This window comes from Glycomyces sp. L485 (assembly GCF_022548875.1).
Classification (GTDB): Bacteria; Actinomycetota; Actinomycetes; order Mycobacteriales; family Micromonosporaceae; genus Glycomyces.
The window spans coordinates 181-18,645 of the sequence record NZ_JAKZEW010000060.1; the positions used below are offsets into that span (position 1 = coordinate 181).

Consider the following 18,465-nt stretch of genomic DNA (forward strand, 5'->3'; position numbering starts at 1 on the left):
GCCCCACGCGCGCCCGGCCGCCGCAACACACCCCGAACAGCCCTCCACCTCTCCGTCGCTGCCGCCCTTGGCGCACAACAACCACGCACACGATCGACGCCGCCAACCACCCAAGGGCCATTTCCGGGCTCCCCGCGCGCCAACCGCCCAAGTCCAAGTCCAAATACCCAAGAGTGCGCCCTCCGCTGCGGCATCACGGCAGACGCGCGGCGCGGCTTAAGTACTGCTGTGCGCCCTGGGAGTTATGGGGCATGCTCATGGCTGACAGTCAATGACACCGCATCTACTCAAGGTGTTCGCAAGACGGCAGGGCAACACTCCCGGGTGGGCCGTGACAACTATCCTACTTGCGAGTAACATCGCTTGTGACGCCGCATACCCAAAGGAGGGCAAGCGTGAGAGACACCATCCGTGATGTCGTCTTCGTCGACGGAGTGCGAACACCGTTCGGCAAGGCGGGCAAGCTCTATGAAGAGACCCGCGCAGACGACATGATCATCCGCTGCATCAGGACGCTACTGCGCCGCAACCCGGGGCTGCCGCCTGAGCGAGTCGACGAGGTGGCCCTGGCGGCCACCACGCAGATCGGCGACCAGGGACTCACGCTGGGCCGCTCGGCGGCGCTGCTGGCGGGCCTGCCCCGCTCGGTGCCGGGCTTCTCCATCGACCGCATGTGCGCCGGTGCGATGACCGCGGTGACCACCGTGTCGTCCGCGATCGCCGCCCGCAACTACGACGTGGCCATCGCAGGCGGCGTCGAGTCGATGAGCAACCACCCCATGGGCGAGGGCGTCGACCCCAACCCGCGCATCATCGCCGAGAAGCTCGTCGACCCCGATGCGCTCGTCATGGGCAACACCGCAGAGAACCTGCACGATCTGTTCCCGGCCATCACCAAGGAGCGGGCCGACGCCTTCGCCGTGGCCAGCCAGGCGCGCTATGGCGCCGCCCTCGATCGCCTCAGCGCCGACTTCGCCACCATGGCCGCCCGCTCCACCGACGAAGGCTGGAGCGTGGCCACCGCCGACCAGCTGCCGCGCCCGGGCACCACCATGGAGGCTCTGGCGGATCTGCGGACCCCGTTCCGCCCGCACGGCAAGGTCACCGCCGGCACCGCCGCGCCGCTGACCGACGGTGCCACCGCCTGCCTCATCGCCGACGCCGAGACCGCCGCCGAGCTGGGTCTCGACGCCACGATGAAAATGGTCGGCTTCGCCTTCGCCGGCGTCGACCCCGAGACCATGGGTGTCGGGCCGATCCCGTCCACGGAGAAGGCCCTCGCGCGCGCCGGACTCAGCATCGACGACATCGGCCTCATCGAGATCAACGAGGCTTTCGCCGTCCAGGTCCTGGCGTTCCTCGACCATTTCAAGATCGCCGACGACGACCCGCGGGTCAACCCGTGGGGCGGCGCGATCGCGATGGGCCACCCGCTGGCCTCGTCCGGGGTGAGGCTGATGAGCCAGCTCTCCCGCGAATTCACCGAGCACCCCGAGGTGCGCTACGGCATCACGACCATGTGCGTCGGCCTCGGCCAGGGCGGCACTGTCATCTGGGAGAACCCGAACTTCGAGGGAGACAAGTAATGAACGACTTCCCGGTCGAACTTCCCGAATTCCCCGACGAGGTCGTCACCGAGGCGCACGTCCGCTACATCGAGCCGCCCGGGCTGGGCGGCCGGGCCGCGCTCATCACGCTCGACAACGGCTACGACCACACCAAGCCCAGCTCGATGGGCCCCGGCGGCATGCTGAACCTGTGGAACGCGCTCGACGAGGTGCTCGCGTCCGACGCGAAGTTCATCGCCGTCACCGGCAAGCCGTTCATCTTTCTGGCAGGCGCCGACATCAAGATGATGCCGCTGCTGGAGAGCCGTGAGCAGGGTCTGGCGATGGCCCGGGCCGGGCACGCGCTCTACAAACGGCTCAAGGACTCGCCGATCCCGACGTTCGCGTTCGTCAACGGCACGGCACTGGGCGGCGGCATGGAGCTGGCGCTGCACTGCCACTACCGGACGGTCTCGGCCAGCGCCGTGGCGCTCGGCCTGCCCGAGGTCTCCATCGGGCTCATTCCCGGCTGGGGCGGTTCGCAGATCCTGCCGAACCTCATCGGCCCGGAGAACGCTGTCAAGGTCATCGTCGCGAACCCGCTCAACCAGAACAAGATGCTGCGCGGGCCGGACTTGACCGAGCTGGGCATCGCCGACGCCCAGTTCGAGGCCGCGGACTTCCTGGAGGAGTCGATCGCGTGGGCGACTGCCGTGGTGGGCGGCGAGGTCACCGTGGATCGACCCGAGGTCGACCGCGGCGAGCACTGGCAGGCCGTCATGGCCGGGGCCCGCAAGCTGGTCGACGAGAAGATCCACAACGCGTCCCCGGCGGCCATGCGGGCGCTCGACCTGTTGGAGCTGGCGCGCACCGCGAGCTTCGAGGAGGGCATCCTGGCCGAGGACGAGGCGCTCGCGGATCTGGAGATGGCTCCGGAGTTCAAGACGAGTCTGTACTCGTTCAACCTGGTGCGCCATCTCGGCAAGCGCCCGGAGGGCGCCCCGAGCTCGGGCCTGGCCAAGGAGATCGGCAAGGTCGGCGTGGTCGGCGCCGGGCTCATGGCCGGTCAGATCGCGCTCATGTTCGCCCGGCGCCTGGAGGTGCCGGTGGTCATGACCGACCTGGACGCCGAGCGGGCCGAGCGCGGCTTGTCCCACGTGCGCGGCGAGATCGACAAGCTCGAAGCGAAGGGCCGGGCCTCCAGGCTCAAGGCGGCGAAGCTGCGGGCGCTCGTGTCGGCCAGCGCCGACAAGGACGTCTACGCGGACTGCGATCTGGTGATCGAGGCGGTCTTCGAGGAGTTGAAGGTCAAGCAGGCGGTGTTCGCCGAGGTCGAGCAGATCGTCTCCGACGAGTGCCTGCTGGTCACGAACACCTCGGGTTTGTCGGTCACGGCGATGGCCTCGAAGTTGTCGCGTCCGGAGCGGCTGGTCGGCATGCACTTCTTCAATCCGGTGGCGGTGATGCCGCTGGTGGAGGTCATCGCGACGGAGCAGACCGACGACGCGACCTTGGCGACGGCGTACGTGGTGGCGAAGAAGCTGAAGAAGACCGCGGTCGGTTCGGCCGACCGGCCCGCGTTCATCGTCAATCGCCTGCTGGGGCGGATGCTGGCGGAGGTCACCGGCGCGGTCGACGAGGGCACGCCGGTGGAGGTCGCCGATGTCGCGCTCGACGAGCTGGGGCTGCCGATGCGGCCGTTCGCGCTGCTGGAGCTGGTCGGCCTGCAGGTCGCCTGGCACCTGTGCTCGCACTTGAACGAGGATCTGGGGCCGCGCTTCCCGGTCTCGGAGAACCTGCGGCGTCTGGCCGGGGCCGACGTGCCGGTGTTCGAGCCGGACGCGAAGGGCAAGGGTCGGCTGACCGGGGCCGGGAAGGCGCTGTTGGAGTTCGGCGACCGGCCTTCGACGGCAGATGAGGTGAAGCACCGGGTGCTCTCGGGTCTGGCCGAGGAGGTCAAGCTGATGCTGGACGAGGGCGTGGTGCCCGGTCCGCAGCAGATCGACCTGGCGATGATCCTGGGAGCGGGCTTCCCGTTCTGGCTGGGAGGCCTCACGCCGTACTTGGATCGTGTGGGGATTTCAACCGAGGTGTCCGGAAAGCCGTTCGGTGTCATGGGTTGAGTGGGAGCCCTCACATTAACTTTCAGTCGAGCCCGGAACTGTCCTATCGGATGAGTCCGGGCTCGACCCATATCCCTGCCATTCGGGTTGAAAACAGACCTGAGAGGGTCGAAGACGCCTACACCGTCCAGTAGGGCCGGTATCCGATCAATGCCGCGAGCGATTAAAGGCCGTGCGGAACCGCTCCCAATCATTTCATTACTGACGAGTAACCGCCTTTTACCTGTGGGTATTCCCATCTACGGTGGCCGAGTGCAATTTCGCCAGAGCATCAAAGGCGTGACCGGCCACGTCCGGAGCGCCGCAACTGTCACCGGCAAGCGACTCGAATCAAACATCGCGAGCCTGAGTGAGCGACTCAAATCGACTGCTGTACGGGTGGGAGCGGTCATTGCGATCATCGCAGACTTCCTCACGGACGCCGGCGCCAACATCGCCGACCGGACCGCGCCGCTGACCTCTTGGTTGGCCGAGCGCCTCCAGCCGATGGCCTCCTGGACGGCCGAGCGCCTCCAGCCGTGGACCGCTCTGCTGGCAGACGTCACCGCCGTCGTCGCCACCGCCGTCAGCGAGCGGACGAGGCCTGTGATCAGGAAACTGACCGAGCGGTTCGGCGTTCGCATGACCGTCATCGGTACGGCCACCGCGGTCATCGTCGGCTCGACCAGCGGCACGGCCTGGGCGATCACCGCCCTGAACGATCCGGCCGATCCGGCCTCGGAACAGAGCTGGACCGTCAGCGCCGAAGACGCCTTGTTCTCCGATGAAGCCACGGCGAATGCGAAGGCCATCATCGCCGCGCAGCAGGCCGAGGAGGCCGAGGCGGCTGCCGCGGCCGAGGCCGAGGCCGAGGCGGCCGAAGCGGCGGCTGCGGCCGAGGCCGCGAAGCAGGCCGAGCCCGAGCCAGTCGGCGACCTCAGCGAACTCCAGATGGACAACGCCATCGCCATCGTCGAGGCCGGCGATGAGGCGGGACTCGACCGCAAGGCCTGGGCCATCGCGCTCGCGACTGCCATGCAGGAGTCCAAGTTCAGGAACTACGCGAACGTGAACGTCGCCGAGTCCTACAACTTCGAATACCAGGCCGAAGGCTCCGACCACGACTCGGTCGGCCTCTTCCAGCAGCGGCCTTCCTCGGGCTGGGGCAGCGTCGAAGAGCTCATGGACCCGAAGACCTCGGCGAACAAGTTCTACGGATCGCTCAAGAAGGTCAACGGCTGGAAGGACATGCCTGTCACCAAGGCTGCCCAGACCGTCCAGGTCTCGGCGTTCCCGGACGCCTACGCCCAGTGGGAGGGCCTCGCCTGGGACATCGTCAAGTCCTACGAGAAGGCCAAGTCCTAGCACTACAGGAAAGCTTTATTCCACCTCCCGAAGGAACGGGCCTCGCAACAGGTTTGCGGGGCCCGTTCCCGTACCCCCGGGTCAGGCGCGACGAACACGGTCGGCCATCGAACAACAACTTCTCCGACATGGTCGCGATCACATTCAACATTCGGCGATTTGTTTTCCACCGATTCGCGTCCCGGAGCTCGCCCGTTCGGCGGAGACGACCGCCGCGTTGAGTGTGGGAGCGCGCACAATTCCATTGATAGCGGGCGTATCCGGCGATTCGGGAACTCCGACACATCGAGTGATCGGACGCCGCCCACCTCGGCACCCTCGCCAATCCTGCACCTCTGAGCTGCGTTTTCATGCCTTTAGTCTTGCCCGAATGCAAAGGCGCACCGATTCCCCCGAAATCCAACACGAAGAGACGGTCACCAGCGGCGACGCCATCGGCGTCAAGCCCGACCGGCACCTCACCGAGTCCCGGATCGCCAGGCGGTTCGGCATGGCAGTGGCCGCCGCGCTCATCGCCGTCGTCACCGCCACGACGGCCGAAGCCGCGCTCATGCCCGGCGCCGAAGTCCCCTCACCGCGCGAACAGGCGGCCGAGCGCATCGTGGCGGAGGCGGTCACCGCCGACTACGACTGGGACTCCGTCGAACCGATGCCGAGCGTCCTCCCGCAGGGCCTGGCCGCCTCGGCGCCCGAGCCCCAGAAGGTCAAGACCGAGATCGGCCCGGTACTCGACCACGACGCCGCCCCGGTCAGCGGCCTCGACGCCACCCAGATGGCCAACGCGATCACCATCATCGAGGTCGGCATGGACCGCGGCCTCGGCGAGCGAGCATGGGCCGTGGCCCTGGCGACCGCCATGCAGGAGGCCAAGCTCTACAACGCCGCCAACCCGGTCGTCCCCGCCTCGTACGAACACGCCTGGGAAGTCGAGTACTCCGACCACGACTCGGTCGGGATCTTCCAGCAGCGGCCCTCCATGGGTTGGGGCTCGGTCGCCGAACTCATGGACCCGGCGACCTCGGCGGCCAAGTTCTACGGCACGCTCGAAGGCGTCTCCGGCTGGCAGGACATGTCGATCGCCGCGGCCGCCCAGTCCGTCCAGATCTCGGCGTTCCCCGACTACTACGCCCAGTGGGAAGACCTCGCCTGGCGCATCATCGACGCCGCCGTCAGGTGATCAGCGCACGATCTTGAAGTTGAACTCGGCGGTGCCGAGCCTGCCGTAGAGGCGCAGCCACAAAGGCAGCACCATCTCGGCGCCCCGCGAGGTCGTGATGTCGCCCAGGTCGATGACGTCGGCGTGCCCCATCTGCTCCAGCAGCTCGGTCACCGTCCGCTTCGCTCCGGCATCGTCCCCCGAGACGAACACCGAGTGGTCGCCGTCGGCGAGCCGACGCGGATCGGCCATGAGCGGCGCCGTCATCGTGTTCAGCGACTTGACCACGCGCGCGGCCGGAAACGCCCGCTGAATCCGCTCGGCGAGCGAGTCGTCGTCCTTGACCCGCAGCGTCGGCGGGAAGCCCCCGGTGAAGTCGAGCGGGTTCGCGACGTCGAGGACGACCTTCCCGGCGAGGTCGGCCTCCCCGGCGGCCCCGAGCGCCTCCAGCGAGACCCTCCCCGAAGTGGCGTTGACGATCAACTCGGCGCCTCCGGCGGCGTCGGCGAACGAGGCCAGCGCGATCCCGGGCCTGGACTCCGCCCAGACGGCGAACGACTCGGCCTGCTCGGGCTCGCGCGCCAGCGTCGCCGCGGTGTCGCGGGTGCCGACGGTGACCTCGTGCCCCAGCTCGGCCAGGCGGCCGGCGAGAGTGCGCCCGACCACCCCGGTGCCCATCACTGCGATTTTCATTTCGGTGCCCTTCGGTGTACGGCACTTCGACTCAATCAGAACTGTGAACCGTTTAGAGGAATCCACGAAATATTCGAGGCGTCGCATACCGGGCGCGGCGCGCCGTTGTAGCGCCCCGACAATTGCCGCCCGTTTTGTCGCTTTCACGGTTTGACAGCTCCCCAACACTGGCCGTATGAGTACGCAGACCACTCCTCGACCCAAGGCCCGCAACAGCGCCGAGCTCACCACGAAGTCCATTCAGGTCGTGCTGCTGTGCCTCGGCGGGCTGCTGCTGACCGCCGCCGTCATCGTCTTCACCGCCGTCGCCTGGCGCCAGATGGGCGACGGCGGACGCCTCACCGTCCTCGCCGGGTTCACCGGCCTGCTCCTGGCCGTCCCCCTCGCGCTCACCAGGTTCCGCCTGTGGGCGACCGCCGAGACCCTCGCCGCCATCGCCACGCTCGCCCTGTGGTGTTCAGCCCTGGCCGGGTACTACCTCTATCTGCCCACCGGCACCGGACTGACCGCCTCCGAGGTCGCCGCCTGGACGACACCGGTCCTCATCGCAGCCACCGGCTACCGGATCGCCGCCCGCGTCTCCTCCCCAGGCTGGGCGCTCCTGCCGCTCGCCGCCGCGGGCGCCTCGTTCGCCGCGGTCGCCGGCGTCCTCGGAGCGGCGCTCAACATGCTCGTCATCGGCGCGGTCCTGGCCGGGGCCGCCTGGACGGTCAAGGCCGTGCCGACCCGCCACACCCGCTCCGACCAATGGTCCGCCCGCCTCCTGGCGTGCGCCGCCATCGTCACCGTCTTCCTCGCGGGGCTGCGCGTCGCGTTCGGCCTCGACGCCGCGTTCCTCCCGGTCGTAGCGGCCTCGACCTGCCTACTCGCCTCGATCGGACTGCTCGCCACCGTCCACGCCCACCGCGAAGGCGCCTCCGCCGCTACGCTGGCGATCGGCGCCTCGGCCACCGGCGCGCTGCTCATCGCCGCATGGGTCCTGGCCATCCGCTCGGCCGATCCGATGCTGGCCCTGCCCGCGTTCGCCCTCCTGGCAGTCGCCATCGTCGCGGCGGGCGCGTGGACCGACCCGCTCGGACCGGACTGGCTGCCGCTCACCGCCGCGGCCGCCACCGGCATCGCCTCGCTCGGCACGCTCGGCATCGTCCTGACCGACTCGTACGAGCTGACCTCGTTCTTCGGCGCCGCGGCCCTGGCACTGGCGGCCGCCCCGATCTTCCCGGCCCCACTGCGCGCCGCCCTCCGGCAGGCCGCCGCGACCGCCGGGCTCGCGATCCTGGTCGCCTGCGTCGTGATGTCGCTGCCCGCCTTGGCCATCACATTCGGCTACCCGCCCGCCTGGGCGCTGCGCTGGGAGACCCCCGCGATCGCCCTCGCCTGCGCGGTCGGCCTACCGACCGTCCCGCGGGGGTGGAGGCTCGACTTCCTCGCCGCGACCGCCGCCGTCGCGGCGCTCGCCCTCGGCGGACTGTGGGAGCACCCGTGGGCGCCCACCGTCTCGCTCGGCCTGATCACCCTGGCCGCTCTGACCGTCGCGTTCGCCTCACGCGGCGGGGCGCGGCGCTGCGTCGGCTGGGTCGGCGCCTACGCGGCCCTGGCGCTGATGTTCCTGGCCGCGGTCCCGTCCCTGCTGGACGAACGCGGCGTCGAACCGGATCCGGTGGTCCTCCTGGCGGCCGCGGCCGGCTCGGTCCTGCTCGCCGCTGCACTCCTGGCACCCGGGCGCGGCGGCCCCGACCGAGCGATCGCCCAGGCCGGAGGCCACGCCTTCGTCCTCGTCAGCCTGCTCGCCCGGCTGCCGACGTTCCTCGCCGACAGCGAGCCGCTGCCGGTGTCCTTCCCACTCGGCTTCCTGGTGTACGCGGCGGCCTTCGCCGTCGCCGCCTGGGCGAAGCCCGCCCGCCGCGTCGGCTACGTCTTCGGGGCCTTCGCGGCGGCCGCCGTCGCCCACCTCCTCCTCATGCACCGCGGCTCCGTGAGCGACATGGAGGCCTACACGGTCCCGCCCGCCGCGGCACTGCTCGCGATCGGCCTGTGGCTGCTGCGTCGCGACCCGCGGACGGGCTCGTGGACCGCGCTCGCCCCGGCGCTCGCGATCGGCTTCGCGCCGACGCTGGCGCTGTCCTTCGGTCCCGACGGCGCACCGCTGCGGCGCGTCCTGGTCGGCGCCGCAGCCGTCGCCGTGCTGCTCATCGCCGCGAACCGGCGCTGGCAGGCGCCAATGGTCATGGGCGCGATCGTGCTCGCCGCGCTCAGCGTCAACGAGCTGGTGCTCCTGTGGAGCGTCGTGCCGAAGTGGGTTCCGCTGGCAGTCGGCGGCGCCGTCCTCATCGCCGCCGGGGCGACGCTCGAACAGCGCCGCCGCGACCTGGCCCGCCTGAGCGGGTCGGTCAAGGCCATGCGGTAGTCCGCTGTTTGACAACCCAAGGAGACTGATCTGGTGACCACCTTCAACTGTCCGCGCTGCGGACAGCCCAGCGAGCCCGAGCGCTGTCCCGTCTGCGGTCGCGGGCCCGAGCCGCTCCTGTCCCGGCTCGCCGAGCTCGACGCGGCCCTGCGGGTCCTCACCCCCGCCGTCCGCAGCCGCGCCGCCGTCGAATCCGAGCGCCGCGAGGTGCTCGACGGGCTCGGACGACTCGCCGCCTCCTACCGCGCCGCTCCCACGCCCCCTTCCGGCGCGCCGCCGACGCCTCACGGCCCCTTCATCCCGGCCGCGCCGCCGCCTCCCGCCCCGGCGGTGCGCGGCGAGGTCGGCTCCAAGACCGTGCAGACCGTCCTGCTCGGTCTCGGCGGACTGCTCGTCGCCGCCGCGATCGTCATCTTCACGGCCGTCGCCTGGCGCCACCTCGGCGACGCCGGACGCCTCGCGATCCTCGTCGGCTTCACCGCCGCGATGCTGGCCGTCCCCGTCGTCCTCGGCCGTTTCCGGCTGTGGGCGACCGCCGAGACGTTCGCCTCGCTGGCCGCACTCGCCATGTGGTGCTCGGCCCTCGCCGGCCACTACCAGATCCTGCCCAGCGGGGTCTCGCTCAGCCCCGAAGCCGTCGGCACCTGGACGATGCTCGTGCTCGCCGCGCTCACCGCCTACCGAGGCGCCGTGGCCGCCACCGCGGCCGGGTGGGCACTGCTCCCCCTCGCGGCCGTCGGCTCGGCCTTCGCCGCCGCCGGGGAGGTCGCGAGCGCCGCGCTCCTCATGGGCGCCACGGCCGTCGTACTCGCCGCCGCGTCCTGGGTCGTCGCCCACCGGCCCAGCCGCTACGCCCGATCCGACCTGTGGGCCTCGCGCCTGCTGCTGTGCGGCGGCGTCGTCCTCGCCTTCCTCGCCGGGCTCCGCGTCGCCTTCGGACTCAGCGAGGCGTGGGTGCCGCCCGTCGCCGCGGCCGTCGCGCTACTCGCCGCCGGGAACCTCCTTGCCACCGTGTACGCCCGCCGAGCCGGCGCGACGGTCACGACCATGCTGGTCGCCTCGGCCGCCAGCGCGGCGCTCGTCGTCGCCGCGTGGTCGCTGGCGCTCCGCTCCGGCGAGGCCGCGCTCGCCGTCCCGTCCCTGGCGCTGCTCGGCGCGCTCCTCGCGGTCCTCGTCGACGAGGTCGGGTCCCGCTCCGGCGAACCGTCACGGCAGGGCTCGGCGCTCGCGGTCATCGCCTCGCTCGCCGGTGTCGCCGTCGTCGCCGCAGACGCCCCCGAACTCACCGCCTACCTCGCCTCGTCCGTCCTCATCGGACTTACCTCGCCGGCGCTGCACGAACCGCTGCGCCACTCGCTGCGCCGAGCCGCCTGCATCGGCGGCATCGGCGTCGGCGCCGCCGGGGCCGCGATCGCCCTGACGGCTCTACCGGTCGTCTGGGCCGACCTCGAACCACCGGGGCTCCTCACCTGGGAGATCCCGATCGTCCTGGCGCTGTTGGCGGTCACCGCGCCGCTGGTGCCCGCGCAGCGCCGCCTCGACCTCGCCGCCGCCGCGCTCGCCTTCGCGGCCGTCGCCGCGGGCGGCCTCGTCTGGCACGACGGCGAGGACGGTCTCACCGTCGCCGGCTTCGCCCTCGCCGCACTCCTGGCCCTTCTCGTCGCCTTGGCGTCGCGGACCCTCTCGGGCCGGTGCGCCGGATGGGCGCTGCTCGCCCTGTGGCTCCCCGTCACCGCCGGCGCGGCGGCCGTCAGTGACGCGATCGGCGCGAACTCGACGCAGGTCGAGTTCGGGCTCGTCGCCGGCGCCGCCGCGATACTCGCCGTCGCCGCCGGGGCGCCCGGGCGCAGCCGCCCGGACCGGGTGCTCGCCGCGATCCTCGCGCACGTCCTGGCCGGGACCACCGTCGCCGTCATGGTCGTCGCCGACTGGTTCGGCCAGATCATCGGCGGCGAAGCGTCGAGCCGCGTGCTGCCCGCCGCGATCGGGGTCTACACCCTCGCGCTGGTCGCGGTGGCATTGATGGCGCCGGTGAAACGGTGGGGCTACGCGATCGCCGCGTTGTGCACCGGCACGGTGGCCTGGTGGTCGCTGCTGACGACATACTCGGTCGACACGTTGGAGTGGCACACGGTGCCGCCCGCGCTGGTGCTGTTCGGGTTCGGGCTGTGGCGGCTGGTGCGCCGCCCGGAGTCGGGCTCGTGGCCGGTGTTGGGGACGGCGATCGCGGTGGGGATCGGCCCGAGCCTGCTGGCGTCGCTCGGCGAAGGGGACGCGGTGCGACGCGTCGCGGTGGGGGCTGCGGCACTCGCGGTTGTCATCGCCGGTCTGGCGCGGCGCTGGCAGGCACCGCTGGTGCTGGGCGCGGTGGCGCTGCTGGTCCTGACCGTGAACGAGCTCGCACTCGTGTGGCATGCGATTCCGAAGTGGATTCCGCCGGCGGTCGGCGGTGCCGTCCTCATCGCCGCGGGGGCGACGTTCGAGAAGCGACGCCGGGACTTGCGGCGCCTGTCGAACACGGTGCGTTCGATGCGTTGAGGTTCGATCAGGGATCGAGCGATCTCAGGGGCAACCGTGGGGCGCCGGTCTCACAGGGCTCGCCGACTATTAGGACTCGCCGCGGCGGGCGACCTCGGCTTCGAGGCGCTCGGCGATCGCCTCGGCGGTGAGGCCGAGGTCGGCGAGCAGTTCGGGGCGGGTGCCGTGGGGGTGCCAGTCGCGGGCGACCGCGAAGTCGACGAGCGGGACCTCGTCGCCGCTGTCGCGCAGGGCCTGGGCGAGCGCGTCGCCGAAGCCGCCGGTGCGCATCCCGTCCTCCACCGTGGCCACGAGCCGGTACTGGCCTGCCAGTTTCACCAGGGCGTCCGGCACCGGAGAGATCCACCTCGGATCCACTACGACGGTGCCCACGCCCTGCTCGGCGAGTCGCCCGGCGGCCTCGACGGCGATGCCGGCCAGGGAGCCGCAGGCGACGATGAGCAGTTCGGCGCCGTCGCTCTCGACCAGGATGTCCAGACCTTCGCGTGTGTCGACCGCCCCGATGTCCTCGGCGGGGACCGCGCCGGTCGGGAAGCGCAGCATGGTGGGCCCGTCGTCGACGGCGAGGGCCTCGGCGAACTCCTGGCGGAGCGTGGCCGCGTCCCGGGGCGCGGCGATGCGCAGGCCCGGCACGACGCGGAAGATCGAGGTGTCCCAGACGCCGTAGTGGCTCGGCCCGTCCGGGCCGGTGATCCCGGCGCGGTCGAGCACGAACGTCACCGGCAGCCGGTGCATGGCAACGTCCAGGACGGTCTGGTCGAAGGCGCGGTTCATGAAAGTGGAGTAGACGGCGACCACCGGGTGCATGCCGTTCATCGCGAGCCCGGCCGCGGAGGTGACGGCATGCTGCTCGGCGATGCCGACGTCGAAGACCCGGTCGGGGAAGCGCCGCATGAGCGCGTCGACGCCGGTGGGGCCGGGCATGGCGGCGGTGATCGCCACCAGGTCCTGGCGCGCCTCGGCCTGGGAGACGAGCTCCTCGGCGAACACGCCGGTCCAGCGGCGCTTGGAGGCGGCGACCGGTTCGCCGGTGACGGGATCGAACGCGGCCGAAGGGGCGTGCATCTGCTCGGCCTCGTCGGCGCGGGCGGGCGCCCAGCCGTGGCCCTTCTCGGTGAGGGCGTGGACGATGACCGGGCCGCCGAAGCCCTTGGCGCGTTCCAGGGCTTCGGTGAGCTCGTCGAGGTCATGGCCGTCGACGGGCCCGAAGTATTTGATGCCGAGGTCGGAGAACATGCCTTGCGGGGCGAGCGCGTCCTTCAGGCCGGTCTTGGCGGCGTGGAGCGCCGCGTAGGCGGCACGGCCGAACACGGGGAGCTTCTCGACGGTCTGCTTGATCTTCTCGAGCGCGGGCTCGTATCCGGGGTTGAGGCGCAGCCCGGCGAGGCGCTTGGCGAGGCCGCCGACGGTGGGCGCGTAGGAGCGGCCGTTGTCGTTGACGACGATGACGAGCTTGAGGTCGTCGCGGGCGGCGATGTTGTTGAGCGCCTCCCAGCACATGCCGCCGGTGAGCGCGCCGTCGCCGACGACGGCCACGACGTGGCGGTCGGCCCCGGCGAGCGCGTGGGCCTTGGCGAGGCCGTCGGCGTAGGACAGCGCGGTGGAGGCGTGGGAGTTCTCGACCAGGTCGTGCGGGGACTCGGCTTGGCTCGGGTAGCCGGTGAGTCCGCCTCGGCGGCGCAGCGCGGTGAAACTGCCGGCCCGTCCGGTGAGCGCCTTGTGAACGTACGACTGGTGGCCGGTGTCGTAGACGATCTGGTCGTGCGGGGAGTCGAAGACCCGGTGGATCGCCATGGTGAGCTCGACGACGCCGAGGTTGGGTCCGATGTGCCCGCCGGTCTTGGCGACCGCGTCGACGAGGAACTCACGGATCTCGTCGGCAAGGCGGGGCAGGTCGGCCTCGTCCAGCGACTTGAAATCGGCCAGCCTGCCGATGGATGACAGCAGCGGGCCCATCTCGGGTTCGTCGTGTGAGCTCATAACGACGAAGTCTATCGGTGCTCAGGCGAGTGCTCATAGTCCGAGAGTGCCGCTGAGGCGGGTGGCATACGCGCTGCAACTGTCGGAAAGCAGTCACCCAGCGAAAGGGACACGCCGGGCGAAAGTCCGGCAGGCCCGGCGATTTCAGTGTGATCATCCCAACATGCATCTCATCGACCTGCACCAGAACACCGAGTGGCCCGCGCGCCTCGATCAGGTGCTGAGCTCCACGCCGGTCGACTGGGCCGAGCGCAGGCGCACGGTCGTCGATGCGATCGGCCCGGGCCTTGCGCGGCTCCAGCGGATGTCGGCGGTGCCGCGGTTCGACCTGGACGCGGTCGAAGGCGAGGTGTACGAGGGGATCCTCGTGGACGCCCTGATGTCAGCGGCCGGGGCGGGGGCGGCGTACACCGAACTGCGCCTGCCGCAGGAGTCGGTGGTGTACCCGGGCTTCATGGAACGGTTCGACGCGGCGCGGCAGCGCGTGGCCGAGCTCTTCCCGGGCTTCGACGCGGGCGCGGTGCTGAGCCTGAACCTGTGGGAGCCGACGGTCAAGGAGATCTGCGACGCCTTCGGCGACGCGGCGGCGGCGGGGCTGTCCGGAGTCGAGATCATCTACGTTCCCTACGCGGCCGAAGCGGACTGGTCTCGCGGTCGGATCGTCGCGGAGGCGGCCGAGGAGGCCGGACTGGGCGTGACGGTCCCGGCGGGCGCGTTCAACGCCTCCAACGTGGCAGCGATCGCCGAGATCGGCGCGATCGGCAGGATCGGCCACGCCGTCGGCGCCGCGGGCGACCCGGGAGTCCTGCGGCTGCTGGCCGAGCGCGGCGTGACCGTCGAGGTCTGCCTGACCTCGGCCGTGGTCCTGGGCATGGTCGCCTCGCTCCAAGACCACCCGCTGCCGCACTTCCTGGAAGCGGGCGTGGCGGTGGCGCTGGGCACCGATTCTCCGATGCGGATGGGCACCGACATCGCCGCCGAATACGCCAAGGCCTCCTCACTCGGACTGAGCGAGTCCGACCTGGCGGCGGTGTCCGCGCAGGCGCGGGCCGCGCGGCTTCCCTAGATGGCCTCCCGAGCGCCGAGTTTGGTTTCCATTCCGCAACAGTCTTGACAACGTCCGATTGCAGACAATTGGACCGCGGACCGAATGATGACGGTTTCCTAGCCTCTCACCTGCGACGACACCGCCACGAGACATTACGTGTTTGCATTCTCACTACCTGCAGAGATGCCGAAGACGCAGCTCGCGACTACTGTTGCCGGGGTTGCCGCCCGTCAACCGGAAGGAAACGATGTCTGCCCTTACAGTCGATTCCCTGTACAAGGTATTCGGAAAAGGCGCCCAACAGGCCGTCGCCGAGCTCGAAGCCGGCGTCCCCCGCGACCAGCTGTCCAACAAGAAGGTGACCGCCGCGGTCATCGACCACACGTGGGAGATCACCGCGGGAGAGACCTTCGTCGTCATGGGCCTGTCCGGATCGGGCAAGTCCACGCTCATCCGCATGCTCAACGGCCTCATCGAGCCCACCGCCGGCACGATCCAGATCGACGGCGTCGACCTGGGCTCGCTCTCGAAGCGGGGCATGCGTGAACTGCGCCGCGACAAGGTCAGCATGGTCTTCCAGCACTTCGCGCTTCTCCCCCACCGCAGCGTCCTCGAGAACGTCGCGTTCGGGCTCGAGATCCGCAGGCTCAACAAGGTCGACCGCCTGGAGCGCGCCAAGGAGGCCGTCGAACTGGTCGGTCTGGGCGGCGAGGAGGACAAGCTGCCGGTGCAGCTGTCCGGAGGCATGCGACAGCGGGTCGGTCTGGCCCGGGCGCTGGCGGCCGACACCGAGATCCTGCTCATGGACGAGGCCTTCAGCGCGCTCGACCCGCTCATCCGCCAGGAGATGCAGGACCAGCTGCTCGAACTCCAGTCGAAGCTGGGCAAGACGATCGTGTTCATCACCCACGACCTCAACGAGGCGATGAAGATCGGCGACCGGATCGCCATCTGCGACGGCGTGGTGAAGCAGCTGGGCACCGCAGAGGAGATCCTCATGAACCCGGCCGACGACTACGTCGCCGAGTTCATCGCCGACGTCGACCGGTCGCGCGTGCTCACTGCCGAGGCGGTCATGGAGCCCTACCGAGGCAGCGACACCAGCGGGTTCGCGACCGTCGACCACGACGTGCTCGTCACAGAGCTGTACGACCAGGTGCTGTCCTCCGACGACCCGCTGCTGGTCGTCGACGAGCGCTCCGACCCGCTCGGCGTGGTGACCCCCAAGGGCATCCTCAAGTCCCTTTCCCCCGAGACCGAGCACGGCCACCCCGAGCCCGAGGAAGAGGCCCAGCGAGCATGATCGAGTATCTCCGCAACTGGTTCTGGACCTACGTCTGGAAGCCGCTCCCCGACATGCCCTTCGGGGATTGGATGGAGTCCTTCGTCCGCTGGGCGCGCGATGCCTGGTCGGTGTTCTTCACCGGGACCGAGGCGTTCCTCGATTCGATCTACACCGGCCTGAACGCGTCACTGCTGTTCCTGCCCTCGGGGCTGATGGTCCTCATCTTCGCGGCGATCGCCTGGGCCGCCAAAGGTTGGAAACTGGCCGCGACGGTCGGCATCGGCATGTTCGTCGCGGCCTGGACGCCGTACTGGGACGAGACCATGGACACGCTGTCGATGGTCGTGGTCGCCGCACTCTTCGCCACAGCTCTGGCCATCCCGCTGGGCATTCTGGCCTCGGAGAACCGAGCCGTCTCGACGGTGATGCGGCCGGTCTTGGACTTCATGCAGACCCTCCCCGGCTTCGTCTACCTGCTGCCGGTGGTCATGTTCTACGGCATCGGCGTCGTCCCCGGCATGATCGCCACCATCGTGTTCTGCATGCCGCCGGGCGTGCGGCTCACCGAGCTGGGTCTGCGGCAGGTCGACTCCGAGGTCGTCGAGGCCGGCCAGGCCTTCGGCGCCTCGCCCGCCAAGATCCTCGCCCGAATCAAGCTGCCGCTGGCACTGCCGACGATCATGGCCGGGCTCAACCAGGTCATCATGCTGGCGCTCTCGATGGTCGTCATCGCGGGCATCGTCGGAGGCGGCGGGCTCGGCTCGATCATCGTCTCCGCACTGAGCCGCCTTGAGATGGCCCAGGGCTTCAACGCCGGCCTGGCGGTGGTCATCCTGGCGATCTTCCTCGACCGGGTCATGCAGGGCCTGGCCGAGCGCACGCCGGTCGCCCGCGCCGTCGAACTCGCGGCCCGCTAGGCCCGCGAACCTCTGAACACTCCACAACCCACCGGAAAACTGCCCACCCTCCGCAAGGAAAGAAAGTAGGAGCACATGCAACGTCGTCTCATCATGAAAGGCGCCTTCGGACTCGGCGCCGGCTCGGCCGCCGCCCTGGCACTCTCGGCCTGCTCGGTCGAAGAAGAAGGCGGCTCCGACGGCTCGACCGACGTCGACAGCAACCTGCCCGAAGGCTCCGGCACCATCAACACGGCCATCATCCCCGGCTGGGATGAGGGCGTCGTGGCCACCGAGCTGTGGCGCCAGGCCCTCACCGGCGCCGGGTACACCGTCAACGTCACGGAGATCACCGAGGCCGGCGTGCTGTTCGAGGCCCTGGCCTCGGGTGACATCGATGTCTTCCTCGACGGCTGGCTGCCCGTGACCCACAAGACCTACCTGGACACGCACGGCGCGCATCTCGAGCAGCTGGGCGCGTGGAACGAGAACGCGGCCCTGACCGTGGCCGTCCCCTCCTACGTCGACGTGAACTCGCTGACCGAGCTGAACGACAATGCCGACCTGTTCGGCGGCACCATCACCGGCATCGAGCCGGGAGCGGGCCTGACCGAGGTGGTCCTGAACAACACCATCCCGGCCTACGGCATGGACGACCTGGAGCTCCAGACCTCCTCGACGGGCACCATGCTCGCCGAGCTGGACTCGGCGATCGCTGCCGAGGAGCCGATCGTGGTCACACTGTGGCAGCCGCACTGGGCGTACGCCAAGTGGGACCTCAAGAACCTCGAAGACCCCGAGGGCACCCTCGGCGACGTCGAGACCATCAACACGCTGGCGCGCGAGGGCTTCTCCGAGGAGTTCCCCGACGTCGCCGCCGCGCTGGAGTCGTTCAAGCTGAGCGACGAGCAGCTCGCCGGCCTGGAGCAGGTCGTGTTCGACGAGCACGACGGCGACCTCGAGGGCGGCGTCTCGGCATGGCTCGAGGACAACCCCTTCAACGACCTGATCGCTTAGTCTCCTGCGACACGCAGAAGCGGGGTCGGGCACAGCCCGGCCCCGCTTCTGCGTGTCCTGACGAAATATGCAGTTCAAATACATTGACATATATGTAGATTTGTTTATTGAGCGGCCTGCAGTCGCTGAATTGAGGCCGGCACGCGTCGGGGTCCGAATGCGCCCCGGACGCGCTCCACGTCACCGAGTGCAGCGCGTGGGGAGCCCGGAAATGGCCCTTCGGGCGCTGGCGACATCTTCCACGTGGTGGTCGATCTGCGCCAAGGGCGGCAGCGACGGAGGGGTGGAGGGCTGTTCGGGGTGTGTTGCGGCGGCCGGGCGCGCGTGGGGCGGGCGGCTTTGGCGGGTGAGTGTTGCTCGTGTTGTGTTGCGCGGCAGGCGGTCCGGGCACGAACATGAGGGGTTTCTCCCCCTATCAGGTGATGATTTCC

At 69.9% G+C, this 18,465-nt stretch carries 12 protein-coding genes; 10 read left to right on the forward strand and 2 right to left on the reverse strand.

Translation table 11 applies throughout. The features are described 5' to 3' along the window. Positions 1–395: 395 nt before the first annotated feature. The 4 genes from L0U85_RS19060 (at position 396) to L0U85_RS19075 (ending at position 6,191) form a co-directional block, all read left to right on the forward strand. Positions 396–1,586: a thiolase family protein gene (locus tag L0U85_RS19060; protein ID WP_241379346.1), complete on the forward strand. Its 1,191-nt coding sequence runs from the start codon at positions 396–398 to the stop codon at positions 1,584–1,586. Beyond that, positions 1,586–3,670 (forward strand): 3-hydroxyacyl-CoA dehydrogenase NAD-binding domain-containing protein, encoded by a 2,085-nt coding sequence (locus L0U85_RS19065; RefSeq protein WP_241379347.1) that lies wholly within the window; start codon positions 1,586–1,588, stop codon positions 3,668–3,670. Before L0U85_RS19060 ends, L0U85_RS19065 begins: the two co-directional genes overlap by 1 nt. Before the next feature lie 378 nt (positions 3,671–4,048). Further along, entirely contained in the window at positions 4,049–5,014 is a 966-nt protein-coding gene (locus L0U85_RS19070; RefSeq protein WP_241379348.1) for a hypothetical protein, read from the forward strand. Between the two features lie 370 nt (positions 5,015–5,384). After that, positions 5,385–6,191, forward strand: coding sequence for a hypothetical protein (locus L0U85_RS19075; RefSeq protein WP_241379349.1), 807 nt, complete (start codon positions 5,385–5,387; stop codon positions 6,189–6,191). Here the strand turns inward: L0U85_RS19075 and L0U85_RS19080 are convergent, their stop codons facing one another. Continuing rightward, a complete protein-coding gene (locus L0U85_RS19080) occupies positions 6,192–6,863 on the reverse strand; it encodes an NAD(P)-binding domain-containing protein (RefSeq protein ID WP_241379350.1) in 672 nt (223 codons plus the stop codon). It lies immediately after the preceding gene. A gap of 175 nt (positions 6,864–7,038) precedes the next feature. Between L0U85_RS19080 and L0U85_RS19085 the strand changes: the two genes are divergently transcribed. Next, on the forward strand, positions 7,039–9,270 hold the full coding sequence (locus tag L0U85_RS19085) for a hypothetical protein (protein ID WP_241379351.1): 2,232 nt from the start codon (positions 7,039–7,041) through the stop codon (positions 9,268–9,270). Between the two features lie 33 nt (positions 9,271–9,303). Continuing rightward, the gene (locus L0U85_RS19090) at positions 9,304–11,808 is read left to right on the forward strand and encodes a hypothetical protein (RefSeq protein WP_241379352.1); all 2,505 of its coding nucleotides are present in this window, start codon (positions 9,304–9,306) and stop codon (positions 11,806–11,808) included. A 69-nt stretch (positions 11,809–11,877) separates the two neighbouring features. On the opposite strand, the gene dxs is transcribed toward L0U85_RS19090, so the two are convergent. Further along, positions 11,878–13,788 carry a 1-deoxy-D-xylulose-5-phosphate synthase gene (gene dxs / locus L0U85_RS19095; RefSeq protein ID WP_241379354.1) on the reverse strand — a complete coding sequence of 637 codons (1,911 nt, stop codon included), beginning with the start codon at positions 13,786–13,788 and terminating at the stop codon, positions 11,878–11,880. 163 nt (positions 13,789–13,951) lie between these two features. Between dxs and L0U85_RS19100 the strand changes: the two genes are divergently transcribed. The 4 genes from L0U85_RS19100 (at position 13,952) to L0U85_RS19115 (ending at position 18,034) form a co-directional block, all read left to right on the forward strand. Then, positions 13,952–14,854 carry a hypothetical protein gene (locus L0U85_RS19100; RefSeq protein ID WP_241379355.1) on the forward strand — a complete coding sequence of 301 codons (903 nt, stop codon included), beginning with the start codon at positions 13,952–13,954 and terminating at the stop codon, positions 14,852–14,854. Positions 14,855–15,083: 229 nt separating this feature from the next. Then, positions 15,084–16,139: a glycine betaine/L-proline ABC transporter ATP-binding protein gene (locus tag L0U85_RS19105; protein WP_241379356.1), complete on the forward strand. Its 1,056-nt coding sequence runs from the start codon at positions 15,084–15,086 to the stop codon at positions 16,137–16,139. Further along, positions 16,136–17,038 carry an ABC transporter permease subunit gene (locus L0U85_RS19110; RefSeq protein ID WP_241379357.1) on the forward strand — a complete coding sequence of 301 codons (903 nt, stop codon included), beginning with the start codon at positions 16,136–16,138 and terminating at the stop codon, positions 17,036–17,038. Before L0U85_RS19105 ends, L0U85_RS19110 begins: the two co-directional genes overlap by 4 nt. 75 nt (positions 17,039–17,113) lie before the next feature. Then, complete coding sequence (locus L0U85_RS19115; protein WP_241379358.1) at positions 17,114–18,034, forward strand: glycine betaine ABC transporter substrate-binding protein; 921 nt, start codon at positions 17,114–17,116, stop codon at positions 18,032–18,034. The last annotated feature ends 431 nt before the right edge of the window (positions 18,035–18,465 follow it).